Raw genomic sequence first — 18,166 nt, forward strand, 5'->3', positions numbered from 1 at the left:
ATTATGGCAAGTTCTACCCTGTTTCAGGTTCATCACCGCAAGGCACGCAAAGCAAGCCGACGAATGAGCCTGTTTTTTTGGGGTGGCGTCGCGATCAGCTTTGCCATTTACGTCGCTTTAATCTATTTCCTCAGCCGCTTTTTTTGGTTCGATACAATCGGCTACAAGCCTTTAATAACAGCGCTTCTGCTCGCCTCGCTTGCACCTCTAACCGTACTTTACGGTTATCTCGAAGCCCGTAGCCATTTCAGGCAAAAAAGCTTACAGGAAAAAATGAACACACTCGGCGCTAAACCCGTCGGCAAAATTAACCGTGAGCGGGATAGGCAATACCTCAACGTCATCGAAGAAATGGCCATTGCTGCGGGCATTCACCCACCTGATGCCTATATCTTGCGCAAGGACATGAGCATCAATGCTTTAGCAATGGCAGACGCACAAGGCAAAACAGCCATAGCTGTATCACAAGGTGCTCTGCAATGGCTTGACCGCGACGAACTACAGGCACTCATCGCACATGAAACCGGGCACATAGCCAATGAAGATGTCATGCTCTACAGTCGCCTGAGCGCTATGCTGCATGGCTATTTTCTATTGACCGAATGGCGTAGCAACAGGGATGACCGCGTTCACAGTGCACCAGAAGCTTTTTGGCGTATTGGTGAAGCAGGTGATTACAATCTAATTCTCAATGTACTTGGGGAAATCATCGGCTGGTTTGGCTTCGCCATGCTGCTCTACGGACGCTGGATGCAAGCACAATTTTCGCGTGAACGTGAATGGATGGCTGATGCTAGCGCTGTACAATTCACACGCCACAGCAGCGCACTGGTCTCTGCTTTGAAAAAAGTTCTCGCGCTTGAAGATAAATTCAGTAAACACACCAATCCCCCGCCATCCCAGCAGCATTTTCTATTCATCAACTACCATACTGCGCAATTTAACTTTGCGACCCATCCACCGCTAAAAGATCGCATCCGCCGCTACGGCTGCGCTGCAAGCCAGCAGGAACTCGATGACCTACGCTACCAAATGCAACAGAATATCAAGCAAGGTCCTTTGGATAACCCCACAGAACAAAACAAACAACTATTTACCGCTGCTGTAATATTCCCGGTCCTAACTATAGAACGAGAAAGTACACTCAGTGACAAACCTCTACCAGCTCCAGACTCAGAGCATCTGCGCTATGCCATTCTGTCTTTTTTCGTCTATCACAGCGACAACACACTATTTGAACTCAAGCTTAATAATCTCATCGAAGACAGTGAGGCTATGCTTTGCGAACGCTACTTACAGCAACTCAGCGAGGCTCAACCACTCAGCCACCTGGCCCTATTTCTCCACTATTTGCATCAGGCAATTGAAGCTTCACGCTCAGAACTGATAGAGCTACATACCACCATTAAGCAACTGATCAAACTTGACGGTGCATTCAACCTCTACGAATGGTGCTTATATGCCCTGTTTGCCACCACACTCAGTCCACAGAAAAGCACCAGCAGCAATGAGGAAACAGCCACCGCACTACAGTACTTCACCACATGGCTCGCGGCATTACACGAGGCCAATCAAGATAGTGACATTGATACCATTGATGCCGCTACGACTTATCATCATTTGTTTACCACAGCATTGCCCAGTGAACCTGAGCCTTATACCTCTCCGACATTTTCAGCTGATGAAATGCGCGCAGGATTAAAAAATCTCGCCCTCTTGCGCAACAGCAAACCCGTCTATTGCCAACAGATCTGTGCGACCCTAACGCAATGGAAAAATGCACAAAGGCTATTATCTATGGCTGAGTTCTATCTGCTATTTACCCTAAAGCACGCACTTAAACACTCATAGCCAATGCGTAATGCAATGTTACAAATACCATTTCTGGTGTAAGCGCTGCGCCATTTTCGACGCCAAGTGCACCAGCTCCGGCGGCGTAAGTATCTTGCCGGACTTCACCGCCGAGGCATTGCGTAGTGTTGATGATGCGTACGCCACGCGCAACGGCATTGCGGATCGCGCTGTGCAAGTCATCACGTTCAGGCAAGTTACCACTGCCGAAGCTGCACAACACCACGCCCTTAATCTCCGGATCAGTGAGGACAGGCAGAAAGGCACTTTCCGGCATATCAGGATAGACGTAAAGCATTGCCACTGCGCCACGCTGAAAGCCACGCCAATTGCCTTGCAAATACGCACTGGTTTTATTGCTAATGGTGGGTTGGCTGTGCCATTGCAGCTCGCCATTCAGCCAATGCGCCAAAGGTGCTGCGTCACCACTGGTGAATGCGGCAAAGGCTTGAGCATGGACTTTGCGCACTGCATCACCACGCAATAATACATTGTGGAAAAAGACACTCACCCCGCCTTCTTGCATCTGCGCAGCGGTTAATGCGCCGCGTACATTATTGCTTGCATCGCTACCTTCTTCGCCAAGCGGGTATTGGCTGCCTGTGATGATGACCGGCTTTCCCAAGCCCTGTAGCATCAAAGTAATCGCAGCAGCGGTATAAGCCAGAGTGTCTGTACCATGCAGGACGACGAAGCCATCGTAATCGCGTTGCGCAGCGGTAATCGCATCAGCGATGGTCTGCCAGTTGTCCGGCGTAGCGGATGAGCTATCAATTAGCGGTGAAATAGCGGTAATTGCCAAATCGGGTTGCTGTAACGCACTGCGCAGACATTGCGGAAAATTCGCATCAGGAATCAGCCCACGTGAAGACGGCACCATACCAATGGTGCCGCCAGTGTATATAACAAGTATCTGCGTCACGTCTATGGCTCGCGTGACGGCTTACTGAATAACCAGCCAGCAATCAGTAATATCACGCCGATGGTGATGCCGACATCAGCGACATTAAAGGTCGGCCAGTACCAGCCTTTGTAGTGCCACTGGATGAAATCGACAACATGCCCGTAAGCAAGGCGGTCATAAGCATTGCCAATTGCGCCGCCCATGATTGAACCGTAGCCGAGCAGCGGCAACCAGCGACGCGGTTCAGTGAGAATGGCATAAGCAAGCCACAGGCTAACCACAACCGCCAGGCCGGTAAACAGCCAACGCTGCCAGCCGTCATGATCTGCGAGGAAGCTGAATGCCGCGCCGCGATTAAACGCCAGCGCAAAATTCATGTATTCATTGACGTAGATGCTTTGTGTGGACAAGGCATCAAGCGCCCACTGTTTGCTAAAGTAATCAGCAATCAGCCAAAGGGCGGCGACGATAAAAGCGGCTATGCGCATAAGATTCTCCGTTGTTTATGCTACAGCGATATAAATATCAACTTGGTTAGCAGAAATATAGTGTTCGTAATCGGTAGTGAAGCTGCGGGTATGTGGGCAATCTTCAGCAGAAAAATATGCCCAAACTGCTTGCCAACAAACGACGACAGCTTGCGGCATGTCGCCCTGCTGCGAGAATTTGAGATATTTACCTGCGGGTAGTGTCAGATCAACTGCGTCGTCATCATTCAGCGCAACACCGGCAAGTGCAGCGATGACGGTAAAGTCTCCGTGTTCATCTGATGCGTAATCGCTGTACACACCATAAACCCCGCTAGCTGCTGGCAGTTGCGCAGCAAAATGCTGGTAAAACTGCTGCCATAAACCGCCGAGTTTCCCACCTTCTGACTGCATTTCACTGCGGTTGTTGGTGCGCACCGCGATACCACTGACATTGATTGCAGGTTGCTCGACGATGTTAAACATTTTTTCACTTCCTCAATGAACAGGTATCCTTTCGGTTTCATACAATACTTGGGTTCCCACAAAAAATGCTAGTGCATTTTGCTGTGGGTACCCTTACTGTCGAAAGCAGTACAGTCAGTACGGTGAGACAGCGTAACGCGGTATGAGATCGAAAGGATTTCGCTACTTAAACGTAATGACGGACTTCTCCAGCCCCACTCACATTGTCAATACAACGCGCGCACAAGGTTGGGTGTTCGCTGTTCTGACCAACGGATGGGACGAGATGCCAGCAGCGTTCGCATTTTTCCGCGCTACTTTTCGCCACTTGTACGCCCGGCTCGCCGGCTTCAAGTTTGACACTCGATACGATAAAGGCAAAGCGCAGTTCGTCGCCGAGGCGCGACAATTGTGCCAATTCATTTTCCGGCAAAGTGACAGTAATGTCGGCTTCTAGCGAACCGCCAATGATGCCGTCTTTACGCGCTTTCTCCAACTCGTGGTTGACCTTTTCACGCCAAGCCATCAGCAGCTGCCAGAATTCACCGTCGAAGTCATCATCCTGCAAGTCAAACAGACCAGTGTAGAACTCACTGAGGAAGACAGATTCAGCGCGATCACCCGGCATGTGCTGCCAGATTTCTTCAGCCGTGAAGCTGAGAATTGGTGCGAGCCAACGCACCATTGCTTCAAGGATATGGTAAATCGCGGTTTGTGCCGAGCGTCGTGCGACGTTGTCAGTGGCGATGGTGTATTGGCGGTCCTTGATGACGTCGAGATAGAAACCACCCATGTCAACCGAGCAGAAGTTGAACAACAGCTGGTAAATGTGGTGGAACTCATAACGCTCGTAGTCTTCAACCAGCTTCGCCTGTACTTGCTGTGCGCGCGCGACAGCGTAGCGGTCCAGCGCAACCATGTCGGCCTTGGCGACCATGTGCTTGCTTGGGTCAAAGTCGTGCAGGTTGGCAAGCAGGAAGCGGCAAGTATTGCGGATACGGCGGTAGGCATCGGCGCGCTGCTTGAGAATGTTGTTGGACAGGTTCACTTCCGCACTGTAATCCGCCGAAGCAACCCATAGGCGCAATACGTCTGCACCCATTTGCTTGATAACCGATTGAGGGTCAACCACGTTGCCAAGGGATTTACTCATCTTGCGCCCGTTTTCATCAACGGTGAAGCCGTGTGTGAGCAATCCTTTGTATGGCGGTTGGCCGTCAATTGCGCTGCCAGTCAGCAGTGATGAGTGGAACCAACCGCGGTGTTGATCCGAGCCTTCGAGGTACAAATCAGCCGGGTAAGAAAGTTCCTCGCGCTGGCGCAGCACCGAGTAATGGGTGATGCCCGAGTCAAACCACACATCGAGTACATCGTTGAGTTTGTCGTAATGCTCGACGTCAGCAGCTGGAATCAGCTCTTCGAGTGGCAAAGTAAACCAAGCTTCGATGCCATCTTTTTCAATCGCATCAGCTGCTTTTTCCATAATTGCGACAATATCAGGGTGCAGTTCGCCGGTTTCTTTGTGTACGACAAAGCACAGCGGTACGCCCCAATAACGCTGACGCGAGATACACCAATCAGGGCGACCGGCAATCATGTTGGTCAAGCGTGCGCGTCCCCATGCAGGCGTGAACTCGACGTTTTCCAGCCCTTTCAAGGCAGCATCGCGTAAGCCTTCTTTATCCATACTCACAAACCACTGGGTAGTGGCGCGGAAAATAGTCGGTGATTTGTGGCGCCAGCAGTGTGGATAGCTGTGGGTAAACTTGCTGCCTTGCAGCAAACGACCGCGCTCGCGTAGCAAGTCAACCACAGCGTCATTGGCCTTGAACACGTGCTGACCGGCAAAATACGGCGTATCGTCGCTGTAGCAACCATTACCAAGCACAATATTAATTAAATCCAGTCCGTATTGGCGACAGACATCATAGTCTTCCACGCCGTGTGCAGGTGCGGTATGAACACAGCCAGTACCCTGTTCAAGAGTGACGTGCTCACCGTTAAGCACGGGCACAACGCGCTCATCGACAAATGGATGTGCAAGCTTGAGCAGCTCAAGTGCCTTACCATCGGCTTTGGCCAGGATTGTTGGTTCACCATCGAGTTCCCAGTGCTTCGCCAGCCCTTCGAGCATATCCTCAGCGACAATCAGCACACCAGCTGATGTTTGCGCAAGGACGTAGGTAAATTCAGGATGTACGCTGACCGCGACGTTCGCTGGCAAGGTCCACGGGGTAGTCGTCCAAATGACGACATCAGCTGCATCAAGCTCGCCATCGTAATTAAAACGCTGCTTGAGATCAGCAACGTCACGCACTGGAAAGCGTACATCAATCGAGATAGAGGTTTTATCCTGATACTCAACTTCAGCTTCGGCCAGCGACGAGCCGCAATCCAGACACCAGTTAATCGGCTTAAAGCCATTGACCACATGGTTGCGCTTGACGATTTCGGCCAAGCCGCGCACGATACCGGCTTCGGTTTCAGGAGCAGCTGTGATGTAAGGTTTGTCCCAATAGCCAAACACGCCAAGGCGGATAAACTCAGCCTTTTGCAGCTCAACCTGACTTTCAGCAAATTCACGACACGCTTTACGAAATTCGGCTGCAGTAACTTTCGGCCCCGGCTTGCCAATTTTCTGCTCGACTTTCTGCTCAATAGGCAGACCGTGGCAATCCCAACCCGGCACATAAGGACTATCGTAGCCAAGCTGATGACGTGACTTGGTGATGATGTCTTTGAGGATTTTGTTCATCGCGTGGCCAACATGAATCACGCCGTTGGCGTATGGAGGGCCGTCGTGCAGCATAAAGCGTGGTTTGTCGGCAAATTGCGCACGCTGCTTACGGTAAATATCCTTGTCCTGCCAGAATTTAAGCATCTCAGGCTCGCGCTGTGGCAGATTGCCTCGCATCGGAAATTCGGTTTGCGGTAGGTTTAGCGTGTCTTTGTAGTCGGCCATAATTATTCCATTTGGTTAATACGATTCGGCGGCGGCGATAAATGCACGCGCGTCGTGAATATCTTGTTGAATCTGTTGTTGCAATGCGCTGCGGTCAGCAAAGCGGCGCTCGCTGCGGATAAACGACTGTACGTCCACGCGCAACATCTGCCCATACACATCACCTAATGCCTCAAAAGCATGCACTTCCAGCTTGCGCTGCCTGCCGTCGAAAGTCGGCGCAACGCCGAGGTTTGCCACCCCCCAAACGCTTGTCGTATCAGGCAAAACGCATATTTTTACCACATACACCCCGTTGGGTAAACACCATTGCTCGGGAACATGGATATTGGCGGTCGGCGTGGTCATCTCACGGCCACGCTTATCGCCGTGCTGTACGCGGCCGGTCAAGGTCAAGCCATGCCCAAGCAAATCGCGTGCACGCTGCAAATCATGAGTATCCACAGCTGCGCGAATCGCTGAGCTGGAAATGCGCGTACCGTCCGCGTCGCGCACGCTGTCCATCGCACTGACCGTATAGCCGCATTCACCTGCCATTGCCTCAAGTAAAGCGAAATCGCCGGCACCGCGATAGCCGAAGCGAAAATCATCGCCGACCAGCAAGCGCTTGACGCCCAAACCACGCACCAAATAATCACGCACAAAATCACGTGGATCGCATTGGCGCAGTTGTTTAGTAAACGACAGTAGCGCCCAATGTTCAATACCGTAATACGCTAACCAATGCGCACGGTCACGCATAGTAGAAATTAACGGCGGCGGCGTACCTGTCACCACTGCGCGTGGATGGGGAAAGAAGCTCATTAGCATCGGCGTCAGCCCTTCATTGGCGGCAAACGCGCGCAATTCAGCAATCACCGCCTGATGGCCGCGGTGTACGCCGTCGAAATTGCCAATCGCTACCGCAGGCGGCGACGGCAAAGGCACACGCGGACTGCGTCGGTGAATCTGCATCATGAACCCTGAAAAATCAAAACGCGACATTATATACTGACCCGTGCACCAGTACCATAAACAGATGAGGTCACTATGCTGAGCAATATCATCCCAGCACTGCAATACCCGATTATACAAGCACCAATGGCAGGTGTGGCCACACCACAACTCGCCGCCGCAATATGCAACACTGGCGGCCTCGGTTCACTTGGACTTGGCGCAAGCACTGCCACTACGGCTGACCATGCTATCCGCGAGCTCAAGGCACTGACTGACAAACCCTATAACCTCAACTTCTTTTGCCATCAAACACCGAAGCGTGATCCGCAATGCGAACAAGCATGGCTTGCGCATCTTGCGCCGCACTTTGCACAATTTGGGCAACAACCACCCGCTGCCCTAGAAGAACTTTACCTACCATTGGCAAATAATCCAGCCATGCTAGAACTGATTGCCACCCACCGCCCACCAGTAGTCAGCACCCATTTCGGCTTGCCACCTTCAGACCTCATCGAACTGGTGCACAATTACGGCGGTATCGTGATGGTCAGCGTCACCAGTCTCGACGAAGGCAAACATGCAGCACAAGCAGGTATCGATGTGCTTATCGCGCAAGGCGTGGAAGCGGGCGGTCATCGCGGTCATTTTGATGCCGCACATGATGAAGAAATCGCCCTGCATCCACTGCTGTGCGACCTCACCACAAATCTTGATTTACCAGTTATTGCCGCAGGCGGCTTAATGGACGGTCGTGATATCGCTGCCGTGATAAATCTCGGCGCTGCTGGCGCACAACTCGGCACTGCTTTTTTACTTTGCCCCGAAGCGGCGACCAGTGCTGCGCATCGTGCGGCATTAAACAGCCCTGCTGCACAGCACACCGCCTTGACGCGCAGCATTTCCGGCCGTGCTGCACGCGGCATCCGCGGTACCTTCCAACAACACATTGACGACAACACACCAACCATTCCTGATTACCCGATCACCTACGACGCAGCCAAACAACTACACGGCATTGCCAGTGCGCACAATAACCACGACTATTCACCAAACTGGGCGGGACAAGGTGCAGCGCGTTGCCGCGAGATGCCTGCAGGCGAACTGCTCATCACGCTGGTTAATGAATACAAAAAAGCCCTTAATTCTGCATGAATCAAGGGCTGGATAAAAAACTCAAAGCCAATTAGTTCTTGGCGCGCATGATCTGGTACACCTGATCAATATGGTAAACCCGCATTCGCGCTGGATTCTTGCGCCCTTCTCCTGCATAGCTAAAAATTAGCGCTTTATTTTTTGCTCTGTTTGTCCAGCCGATAAACAGACCGCTGTGCTGAATGTCGTGGTAGCTGTGATTGACGTAATATAACCAGTCACCGGGCTTAATCAGATTATTATCGGCATATGGTCCATGTTCATAAGTGCCTTTAAAAATAATATCCCGACGGTGACTTGGATAGCCTGCGCGGTTAAAGGCCTCATTGAGGTAATCCCAGCAAGCACCAACAATTACCTCTTCAGCTGCCATCATATTGCCAATAGTATGTAGGACTTTCTTCCCTGATGGCTCCGCACTGGCAATCGCACTGGCTAAATCAGGAGATGCTGTTTCTTTGACAACCTGCACCGCGGGCTTACTTGGTATTAGCTTTTTGAGGGCTCGCGCAGTATCCAACGAATCCTTGGCGCAACCAGCAAGGCTCAAAAGCAAGAATAGCTTAACCAAAAGTGCCGGCATATTGCCCCCTTATTCAAACTTAGCCAAGAAGCAACGCATCATCCGTCACTTCCTCACCACGCTGGCGCTCAAATAAGCGCAGCAAATCTGCAACTTCCAAACCTTTGCGCTGCTCGCCACCAATATCAAATACTACCTGCCCCTGATGTAGCATGATTGTCCGCGTACCAATATCAAGTGCCTGGCGCATGCTATGCGTAACCATCAGCGTCGTCATATTGCGCTCAGCAATAATCTCTTGGGTCAACTTAAGCACAAATGCGGCAGTTTTGGGGTCGAGGGCTGCAGTATGCTCATCAAGCAGTAAAATACTTGAAGGACGCAAGCTCGACATCAGCAGGCTCACTGCTTGACGCTGACCGCCGGATAAAAGCCCCATACGGTCATGCAGGCGATTTTCCAACCCCAAGTCCAATTGTGAAAGACTCTCTTTAAAGCGGCTCAGATAGCTGCGTTTAACTGCTGGCGACAAGAAGCGTTTTTCACCACGCTTAAAAGCCAAAGCAAGATTTTCTTCAATCGTAAGGTTCGCACAAGTGCCGGCTAGAGGATCTTGAAATACCCGCGAAACCTTACTGGCGCGCTTATGAGTCGGTAATTTGGTTAGGTCTTCACCGTCAATTTCGATCGTACCTTCATCGACGATGATTTCACCAGCCAGGCTATTGAGCAAAGTTGATTTACCAGCGCCATTTGATCCAATCACGCTGACGAACTCACCCTGATCCAAATGCAATGACAAACCGCGTAAGACAGGGTTTTCCAGCGGCGTACCGCGATTAAAGGTTTTAACTAAATTTTTTGCATCAATCATAGCAACCTCAGCGAATTTTCAAGCGCAGCTTATTGCGCATATTGGGCAGAACAATTGCCAGCGTTACCAATGCAGCTGTAATCAGATTCAGGTCTTGCGCTTCCAATCCAATAAAATCAGCATTGAGCGCCAAAGCAATGGCTAAGCGGTAAATAATCGCACCAACAATACAGCCAATTAACGCACGAACAACCGTCTTTGGCATCACCATTGCTTCACCACCAATCAGTGATGCCAAGCCAATAACGATCACACCAACCCCCATCGTCACATCCGCAGATCCCTGACTTTGAGCAAACAATGCACCAGCTAATGCAACGAGGCCATTGGCAATCGCAATACCGAGGATGATCATAAACCCTGTTGCGATACCTTGCGCTCGTGCCATACTTGGATTTGCTCCAGTCGCACGCATAGCTAAGCCGGTTTCCGATTTCATGAACCACCACATAGCAAGAAATGCCACCAACGCAACCATGGCAAACAACAACACAGGAACTACGAAATACGGCAGCGAAAGATTATTTTCCCATGCAGTCAAAATAGTATCTTCACCGAGTAGCGCCACGTTAGGCCGCCCCATGATACGCAAGTTCACAGAATAGAGCGCCGTCATAACCAAGATAGAAGCAAGCAGATTAAGAATGCCGAGCTTAACATTCAAAAACGCTGTCACCGCGCCCGCAGCCATACCAGCAAAAATCGCCATAAAGGTCGCCAGCCACGGATTCCAGCCATTCATAATACATACCGCTGCAACGGCTGCACCCAACGGGAAACTCCCATCAACGGTCAAATCCGGAAAATCCAGTACGCGAAAAGACAGATAAATACCAAAAGCGACTAATCCATAAATAAAACCAGTCTCTACTGCGCCATAGAACGCAATTTCACTCAACAACATGAGGTTTATCCATTTAAAAATAAGAAAAGGCCAGGACGCCAAAGCGCCCTGACCGACTATGTTAACAAACTTATTAACAAATTTTTATTGGCCGATAACTTCTGCCGCACTATCAATCACTTCCTGAGGGATAGTAATACCCATTTTCTCAGCCGCGCCCGGATTGATAAATAAATTCAACTGTTCAAGTTGGCCAACTGGGATATCACCCGGATTCTTACCTTTAAGAATCTCTACAACTTGCTTGCCTGTTTCGCGGCCAACATCGTAGTAGTCGAAGCCCAAAGCTGCGACCACACCACGTTCAACCGAACCGGTATCAGCTGCAAAAACAGGAATATCATTTTGCTCACCAACTTGTACTACGCCTTCGAGCGCACTAACCACAGTGTTATCAAGCGTAATATAAATGACGTCTGCCTTACCGACTAGTGAGCGAGCCGCTGCCAATACCTCGGACGACTTAGTCGCAGGGGCTTCGATCAGCTCCAGATCTTTGCCTTCAAAGAAGGCTTTGATCTTTTCGTTTGTCGCCACTGAATTGGCTTCACCGGGGTTATAAACCGTACCGATTTTTTTCGCATCCGGTACGATTTGCTGAATCATCTCAACCTGCTTGTCGAGTGCAATCGCATCCGTAACGCCAGTGATGTTCTTACCCGGCTTGTCGAGGTCTTTAACCAGCTTGGCTTCAACCGGATCAGTGACGGCTGAAAATACCACCGGAATGCCACGGACAGCTGCCGCAACTGACTGCGCTGATGGCGTAGCAATCGCTACGATGACATCTGGATTATCACCAGCAAATTTCTTCGCAATCTGTGCCGCAATACCGGTATCACCTTGGGCACTCTCATGCATATAGGCAATATTTTTACCATCGACATAACCCTGATCGGTTAATTCATCGACAACGCCCTTGTGTACTGCGTCCAATGCAGGGTGCGCGACAATTTGCGTGATAGCCACAACCGGTTGATCAGCCGCAACAGCAGTACCGAGGCCTAATGCCACAGCAGCTGCGAGAACCATTTTTTTACCCAACGATGTCATTATTTGCTCTCCGTTAATATAGTGAAGATAAAATACTAGCACAGTTTTCAGCGCAGTGAAGCAGACAATAAAGATGACACAAAAGTTGCGGTTTGTTAAATATTTTATGCTATATTGTTGTATCTGCTTATTAGTTCAGCAGACAAAACTCGCTTCTTTCAACTATAAAATTTTGAGGATGTTATGGAAAGCTTTATCGACAGCTTAAATGGGATTATCTGGAGCCCTGCTCTAGTATATCTCTGCCTCGGTGCGGGGTTATTCTTTTCAATTCTGACCCGCTTTTGCCAAATCCGTCATTTTGGTGAAATGTGGCGTTTGTTGTTCAAAGATCACGGATCACAAGAAGGTATTTCATCTTTTCAGGCGCTAGCCGTATCTCTTTCCGGTCGTGTCGGTATGGGGAATATCGCTGGTGTCGCAGCAGCTATCGGCTTTGGCGGCCCAGGTGCGATCTTCTGGATGTGGGTCGTTGCCTTCCTTGGCGCAAGTACAGCCTATGTCGAATCTACACTCGCCCAAATGTATAAGATCGTTGACTCTGAAACCGGCCAATATCGCGGTGGGCCAGCGTATTATTTTGAGCGCTGCTTGCGTGGTCCATTCTGGACGTTCTACGGCGTAATATTTGCTATTTCAGCCATCGTCGCTTGTGGCCTCTTCTTACCAGGTGTTCAAGCAAACGGCGTTGCCACTGCTGTGACCAATGTATTTGGTACAGGTGAAATGGTTCAAACTTCAATCGCTGGTGAAGTTGGCGTCAATACCCTAATTGCCGTTGCCGTAATCCTCCTCGTTTTAGGCTTCATCATCTTTGGTGGCATCAAGCGCATTGCGCATTTTGCACAAATCGTTGTGCCATTTATGGCTTTGGGCTACATCATCCTCGCTTTGATTATCGTATTCCTCAATATTGACCGTGTACCGGGCATATTCAGCATGATCTTCAGCGATGCCTTTACAGCACAAGCAGGCTTTGGTGCTGCGATTGGCTGGGGCGTCAAGCGCGGCGTTTATTCTAACGAAGCAGGTCAAGGTACCGGACCACACGCAGCAGGTGCAGCAGAAGTAGAGCACCCAACCCAGCAAGGGCTGGTTCAGGCATTCTCTGTCTATGTCGATACCCTATTTGTCTGTACAGCTACAGCGCTGATGATCCTCATGACTGGTCAGTACAACATTCAAGGTTCGTTGGCTGATGGTCAATTCTTGGTCCAAAACGTTGATCCAAATGCTGTCATCAACTCTCCTGCATTTACACAAATGGCACTGACCAATGTTTATGGTGGCATGGGCGAAATCTTTGTTGCGATCGCAATATTCTTCTTCGCATTTACCACCATTCTTGCTTACTACTACATTGCAGAAGTAAACGTTGCCTACCTCAGCCAAAAAGTTGGCATGGAAGGCCCGGCGTTACTGATCGTCAAACTGGTTATTATGTTTGCCGTTGCATACGGAGCAGTAAACAATTCTGGCTATATATGGGCAATTGGTGATATTGGCGTAGGCGCCATGGCATGGCTGAACATCATCGGTATTATCGGTATATTCTTCCTCGCCAAGCCAACCATGACTGCGCTGAAAGACTACGAAGCACAGAAAAAGGCTGGCGTGAAGCACTTCACTTTCAACCCACAAAAGCTTGGTATTAAAAATGCCGACTTCTGGGAAGATCGCTGGAATCGCAACAACCGCTCATAACGGTTAGGCCATAACAGCAAGGCCCCGGTTCAGCACATGAACCGGGGCTTATTTATATCTATTGAATTGGTGTTAAAACCAACTCGCCTTGTTCTTGCCGCCAATGAAAATGGCGTAAATAGTCCATTCCCAAAAGAACTTCATCATCCATATTAGGCAAAATTGAAGCCCGAACATCATCCATTACCAACCCGCCAATATTGATTTCATCAATTACAGTTGACCACTGCTCTGTAACGCCATTAGCTGTATAAGCTTTTCCTTGATGGCCTTTACGCAAGCCAATTTCATTAGCTAGCTCCTCATTTAAAGCAATGTCGCTTGAACCCGTATCAATGAAAAACACCACCGGGTGACCATTAATCAAGCCACTCACTCGATAATGTCCGTCATAAGATTGCTTGAGCACCAATGAGCGGTCACCATCATTAAGTACTTCTACACGCTGGTTAGGATTGCGCCCCTTTTCGAAATAACCGCTCACATAAAAATAAAACAATATTCCCATGAGCAAGAGCGTCAAAAGTGCAAAGCCTGTTCCAAACCGGGATGTACCGTTGCTCATCTTAATCACCCAAAAAGCGGTTATGGTACTATTCTAGCGATTCATTTATAGAAAAAGATATTTTGTATCCAAAGGAGAAATCATGAACCTCAACAGTCTACTCAACAATGTTTTGTCCACTGGACAAAAAATGCTTCAGGACAAAGTCGGAAATAACCCAAATACCCACAACCAGAACGCCAGTAAAAGCAGTAATAACTTTGACTTTCTAAACAGCTTCGGTGGCGGCGCAGCTACGGCTGGCCTGCTTAGCTTATTGCTCGGTACTAAAAGCGGCCGCGGCATATCAAAAAATGTCGTTAAACTCGGCTCAATGGCTGCCATTGGCACACTGGCCTATAAAGCCTATCAATCATGGCAAAAGCAAAATAGCAGCAATCAGCCAACTAACGCTGCCAGCCTCCAACCCACCCACGAACGCCCGGCCATACAGCAAGAGCAGGATTCGCAAGTCATCCTGCAAACCATGATCGCCGCTGCCTGTGCTGATGGCCGCGTTGAACAGCAAGAACAACAAGCCATCTTGAATGAAGTTGACCACAGCGATCACGAAGCCAAAGTGTGGCTCGAAGAGCAACTGCGCAACCCACAAACGCCAGCCCAACTCGCCAGCAAAATTGGCGATGATCATGCACTCGCCGCTGAAAGCTACCTTGCTGCGCGTATCGTCTGTGGGGACCTGGATCGTAAAGAAATCGTCTTCCTGCACGAACTCTCCAATGCGCTTGGCCTCGATGATCAGTTAGTTAGCAAGCTCGAAGAGCAAGCCGGTTTCTAACCATCCTTCACAATAATCTTTCCGCGCATACACTCAATGTGCTAAGATGCGCGCCTTCCGCCCGTAGCTCAGCTGGATAGAGCGTTGCCCTCCGGAGGCAAAGGTCAGGGGTTCGAATCCCTTCGGGCGGGCCAGCACAAAATATTAAAGCCCTGTATATTCAGGGCTTTTTTATTGCATAGAATAAATTTGGTGCAAATTTGGTGCAATCGGTTCGAACGCACCTGTGCCAACCCTATCTATAATGTCTATGAAATCATGCGGAGTAACACGCCATGAAAGACAAAGTAACCCTACTCTAACCACTCATACAATGACTGCGGACTGCGTCCAACATCATCAGATAACCCCAGTGCTACCGCTACGTACTCGCTACAGTACCAGCGGTCATGCGATTGCCGCATCCACGGTACTACTGCTCTGAGTGATCCGAGCCAATCATATTTAGCACCTCGGTGCATGTCATAAAACCGCCGTATCTGTGCCACATCTGCATTAACGCGTACTAAATACCAGCGCTCAGGCGGCAATGGCATACGTTTACGTCTGACACCGCCATCACGTCCTGATGCTGAGTAACAAATAAACTCGGCGCCGTCTCTAATAGCTAACTCAGCATGCGAGTAACGAGATCGAGTTAGAAAACATGTGATCTCATGTATCGCGCGGCGTAAAAAAGCCGCTCGTGAAAGCGGCTCTCTGTAGTGATAAAGCGCAACGTAGATCATGACACCGTAAAATTGATATCTATTGCGTCCACGTCTGCGACTGTCTGTGCAGCGTTGATCTGATCTTCGATCCTCTGGCGTTGCCCCGCGATTGTCGCTACTAGAGTCTGATAAGCTCGCGCTTTTTGCAGCGCTTTTTCACGCAGCACATCGAGATCAACGCCCCGCTGGTTTGCAATAGCCGCCAGTGTCGGTGTTTCAACGCTATTATCAGCCGCCCACAGCTCGGCCTCTCGCGCCTGCGCTGGCCACGTCAAACGCTCAAATTCCGGCACCGTTTCTGATCGCGTAACAGTTGCGATAAACCGCTGTGCCGATTGTGCCACTGCGATTAGTTTTGCCGTCTTGGCATCTGATAGCTGCTGCTCTATAGCATCATCAGTGAGCGTCCATGCACCACCCTGCCAGCTATGATATTGCGTGGGACGTGGCTCAGTTGTCGTGTTATCCGGTAATTCGCCGATCTCTGTAATAGCAATCTCTCGGCCATCATCAGTGCTATAGACTGTCTGCCCGCGATAGTCTGACACGTAGTGCCACTTCTCACTGTCCCATTGTGCAACTTTGTTTTCTCGCTGTTCTGGCGGTGCTGTATCGATACAGCCAGCAGGTATTAAAAAACCCGCATCAAGCGGGTCTTTGTCTGCGATTGTTGTACTCACAAAATATTTGTTGCTGTCTAGCTGACAGACTGTTTTAGTTTGCATAGATCACTCCTAATATTTGATGCAGGCTAAAAGTGCCACGTTGCGCGGTCGTATTTCAAATGCGGTTGGCATGCCTGTTTTAGAGAGATCAAAATTAATATCTGATCGCGTTCCCGGCTGCACGTTTGACATCCCAGAATCTGTAAAATATGTTGTTTTTATATCTCCGGACACCCAATTGCCAATTACTCCCACACCACCGACAGACCATTTGATATTACGCATCGCGTCGTCCTGAGCAGACCCTAACTCACGACCAACGTCAACGTTTTTCCCGTCGGACCACCCTCGTATAAACTCACCGCGCAGATCTGGCAATCTAAACCGAGCACCAGTTGCGTACCCAAATTTAGTACCGATTGCATTATATAAATCTGCATATGCCGCCATAGACACCTCTGCGCCATTTGCTTTAAGCCACCCCTGTGGTGCGCTGCTTGCTGCAAAAAACATGATAGTTCCGGGCGGGGCTGCTGATGCTGCTTTGTCGTACGCAATTTTTACAGCACGAGAGTTAGCGGCCGTCGATGTACTGTTACTACTGACCGATGACGACAACGGTATTGATGCTGCGTCGCCCGGAGGTCCGGGAGGACCTACGTCACCCGTATCGCCCTTTTGCCCCCGTGGTCCCGGCTCACCTTGTTCACCCTTTTCGCCTCGTTCGCCCTGCTCTCCCTTTTCACCTTTTTCACCTCTCAGCCCGCGATCGCCTTTTTGCCCCTGTGGTCCAACGTCGCCTGTATCTCCTTTTTGGCCTTGTGGTCCGCGTTGCCCCTGTAGTCCTTGCGGTCCTTGTGGGCCAACGGGTCCACGTATGTTAACCGGATCAGGGTTTTCGGCGTCTCCCGTGTTAGTCCACGTCAGCTCTCCATCCGGGCTAACGTGCGGCGTAAATACATATCCGTCAGCTCCCGCACCGTTTACTCTCGTCCAATCTTGCCAGCCGATGCCGCCCTTTGCGCGTACCCACAGCCTGTGGTCGTGATCGAGATATATTTGTGATTTGCTGTCGCCAAATGAGATCAAGCCGCCCGCACGTTTGACAGGATAATGCCGTGCTTTAGTCGCATCACCTGAGTTGTGTTGCGCGTAAAACCCAAGTGGCAACGTGTTTAGATCATCATCAGTCACGCTTTTAATCGCAAACTCGATATGCTGATCAGTTGCGCATGTGTCAATGCGCAGCGGCGTTAGTGACGTGCCGTCTAAATTAACGTGTATGGTTTGCATAATTACTCCGTGATTGTGATGTCGTGTTGCAAACTAACCGAGCCGCGCACCAGCGTTGTGATTTTGCCGTCTTTGGTCATTTGCAGGTCATACAGACCGTTGCGCCACTGTTTATCTTTAGTTACTGCGTGTGCGATTGTCGCAGTGCATGTCGTTGCATCGTCAATCGTGATCGTGCCACTTGTCGTTGATAGCTCTATGACATCGTCGCTGTCGTTTGCTTTGATGTGCATGTCGAGCTGAGCGCCCGTTAGTACGATGTCACCGTGTATGACAAACTGTATCTGCGTGTCGTCTCCGCGGTATAAATTAATGCTCTTATGATCCATACTTGCTCCATAAAAAAGCCCGCTAATGCGG

17 protein-coding genes and 1 tRNA gene are annotated in these 18,166 nt (G+C 50.0%); 5 read left to right on the forward strand and 13 right to left on the reverse strand.

The genetic code is table 11. The annotated features are described in order from the left end of the window. The first annotated feature begins 3 nt into the window (after window positions 1-3). Entirely contained in the window at window positions 4-1,851 is a 1,848-nt protein-coding gene (locus KRX19_05330) for a M48 family metalloprotease (protein MBV7434446.1), read from the forward strand. On the opposite strand, the gene KRX19_05335 is transcribed toward KRX19_05330, so the two are convergent. The 5 genes from KRX19_05335 to ribF form a co-directional block, all read right to left on the reverse strand. Then, entirely contained in the window at window positions 1,838-2,773 is a 936-nt protein-coding gene (locus KRX19_05335) for an asparaginase (GenBank protein ID MBV7434447.1), read from the reverse strand. The genes KRX19_05330 and KRX19_05335 overlap by 14 nt on opposite strands. A 2-nt stretch (window positions 2,774-2,775) precedes the next feature. Continuing rightward, on the reverse strand, window positions 2,776-3,243 hold the full coding sequence (gene lspA, locus KRX19_05340; protein ID MBV7434448.1) for a signal peptidase II: 468 nt from the start codon (window positions 3,241-3,243) through the stop codon (window positions 2,776-2,778). 15 nt (window positions 3,244-3,258) lie between these two features. Next, window positions 3,259-3,708: a GyrI-like domain-containing protein gene (locus KRX19_05345; protein ID MBV7434449.1), complete on the reverse strand. Its 450-nt coding sequence runs from the start codon at window positions 3,706-3,708 to the stop codon at window positions 3,259-3,261. Window positions 3,709-3,874: 166 nt separating this feature from the next. Then, entirely contained in the window at window positions 3,875-6,649 is a 2,775-nt protein-coding gene (ileS, locus tag KRX19_05350) for an isoleucine--tRNA ligase (protein ID MBV7434450.1), read from the reverse strand. Window positions 6,650-6,664: 15 nt separating this feature from the next. Beyond that, window positions 6,665-7,606: a riboflavin biosynthesis protein RibF gene (gene ribF / locus KRX19_05355; GenBank protein MBV7434451.1), complete on the reverse strand. Its 942-nt coding sequence runs from the start codon at window positions 7,604-7,606 to the stop codon at window positions 6,665-6,667. A gap of 72 nt (window positions 7,607-7,678) precedes the next feature. On the opposite strand from ribF, the gene KRX19_05360 reads away from it, so the two are divergent. Then, complete coding sequence (locus KRX19_05360; protein MBV7434452.1) at window positions 7,679-8,737, forward strand: nitronate monooxygenase; 1,059 nt, start codon at window positions 7,679-7,681, stop codon at window positions 8,735-8,737. A gap of 31 nt (window positions 8,738-8,768) precedes the next feature. Here the strand turns inward: KRX19_05360 and KRX19_05365 are convergent, their stop codons facing one another. The 4 genes from KRX19_05365 to KRX19_05380 all read right to left on the reverse strand — a co-directional run bounded on the left by KRX19_05365 (window position 8,769) and on the right by KRX19_05380 (window position 12,091). Further along, on the reverse strand, window positions 8,769-9,320 hold the full coding sequence (locus KRX19_05365) for a hypothetical protein (GenBank protein ID MBV7434453.1): 552 nt from the start codon (window positions 9,318-9,320) through the stop codon (window positions 8,769-8,771). Between the two features lie 19 nt (window positions 9,321-9,339). Next, entirely contained in the window at window positions 9,340-10,134 is a 795-nt protein-coding gene (locus KRX19_05370; GenBank protein MBV7434454.1) for an ABC transporter ATP-binding protein, read from the reverse strand. A gap of 7 nt (window positions 10,135-10,141) precedes the next feature. Beyond that, window positions 10,142-11,032 (reverse strand): ABC transporter permease, encoded by an 891-nt coding sequence (locus KRX19_05375; protein MBV7434455.1) that lies wholly within the window; start codon window positions 11,030-11,032, stop codon window positions 10,142-10,144. Window positions 11,033-11,122: 90 nt separating this feature from the next. Then, window positions 11,123-12,091 (reverse strand): ABC transporter substrate-binding protein, encoded by a 969-nt coding sequence (locus tag KRX19_05380; protein MBV7434456.1) that lies wholly within the window; start codon window positions 12,089-12,091, stop codon window positions 11,123-11,125. A gap of 183 nt (window positions 12,092-12,274) precedes the next feature. Between KRX19_05380 and KRX19_05385 the strand changes: the two genes are divergently transcribed. Beyond that, window positions 12,275-13,795 (forward strand): alanine:cation symporter family protein, encoded by a 1,521-nt coding sequence (locus KRX19_05385; GenBank protein ID MBV7434457.1) that lies wholly within the window; start codon window positions 12,275-12,277, stop codon window positions 13,793-13,795. A 58-nt stretch (window positions 13,796-13,853) separates the two neighbouring features. Here the strand turns inward: KRX19_05385 and KRX19_05390 are convergent, their stop codons facing one another. Then, window positions 13,854-14,360, reverse strand: a complete 507-nt coding sequence (locus tag KRX19_05390) for a TIGR02281 family clan AA aspartic protease (GenBank protein MBV7434458.1) — start codon at window positions 14,358-14,360, stop codon at window positions 13,854-13,856. Between the two features lie 82 nt (window positions 14,361-14,442). Between KRX19_05390 and KRX19_05395 the strand changes: the two genes are divergently transcribed. Next, window positions 14,443-15,138, forward strand: coding sequence for a tellurite resistance TerB family protein (locus KRX19_05395; GenBank protein ID MBV7434459.1), 696 nt, complete (start codon window positions 14,443-14,445; stop codon window positions 15,136-15,138). A gap of 57 nt (window positions 15,139-15,195) precedes the next feature. Then, a tRNA-Arg gene (locus KRX19_05400) sits at window positions 15,196-15,272 on the forward strand. 590 nt (window positions 15,273-15,862) lie between these two features. Here KRX19_05400 and KRX19_05405 read toward each other — a convergent pair. The 3 genes from KRX19_05405 to KRX19_05415 are packed head-to-tail and all read right to left on the reverse strand — an operon-like array spanning window position 15,863 to window position 18,135. After that, entirely contained in the window at window positions 15,863-16,573 is a 711-nt protein-coding gene (locus KRX19_05405) for a tail fiber assembly protein (protein ID MBV7434460.1), read from the reverse strand. A gap of 9 nt (window positions 16,574-16,582) precedes the next feature. Further along, the gene (locus KRX19_05410; GenBank protein MBV7434461.1) at window positions 16,583-17,806 is read right to left on the reverse strand and encodes a tail fiber protein; all 1,224 of its coding nucleotides are present in this window, start codon (window positions 17,804-17,806) and stop codon (window positions 16,583-16,585) included. A 2-nt stretch (window positions 17,807-17,808) separates the two neighbouring features. Continuing rightward, window positions 17,809-18,135 (reverse strand): hypothetical protein, encoded by a 327-nt coding sequence (locus tag KRX19_05415; protein ID MBV7434462.1) that lies wholly within the window; start codon window positions 18,133-18,135, stop codon window positions 17,809-17,811. Window positions 18,136-18,166: the final 31 nt, after the last annotated feature.

The organism is Cardiobacteriaceae bacterium TAE3-ERU3, assembly GCA_019218315.1.
GTDB lineage: Bacteria > Pseudomonadota > Gammaproteobacteria > Cardiobacteriales > Cardiobacteriaceae > JAHUUI01.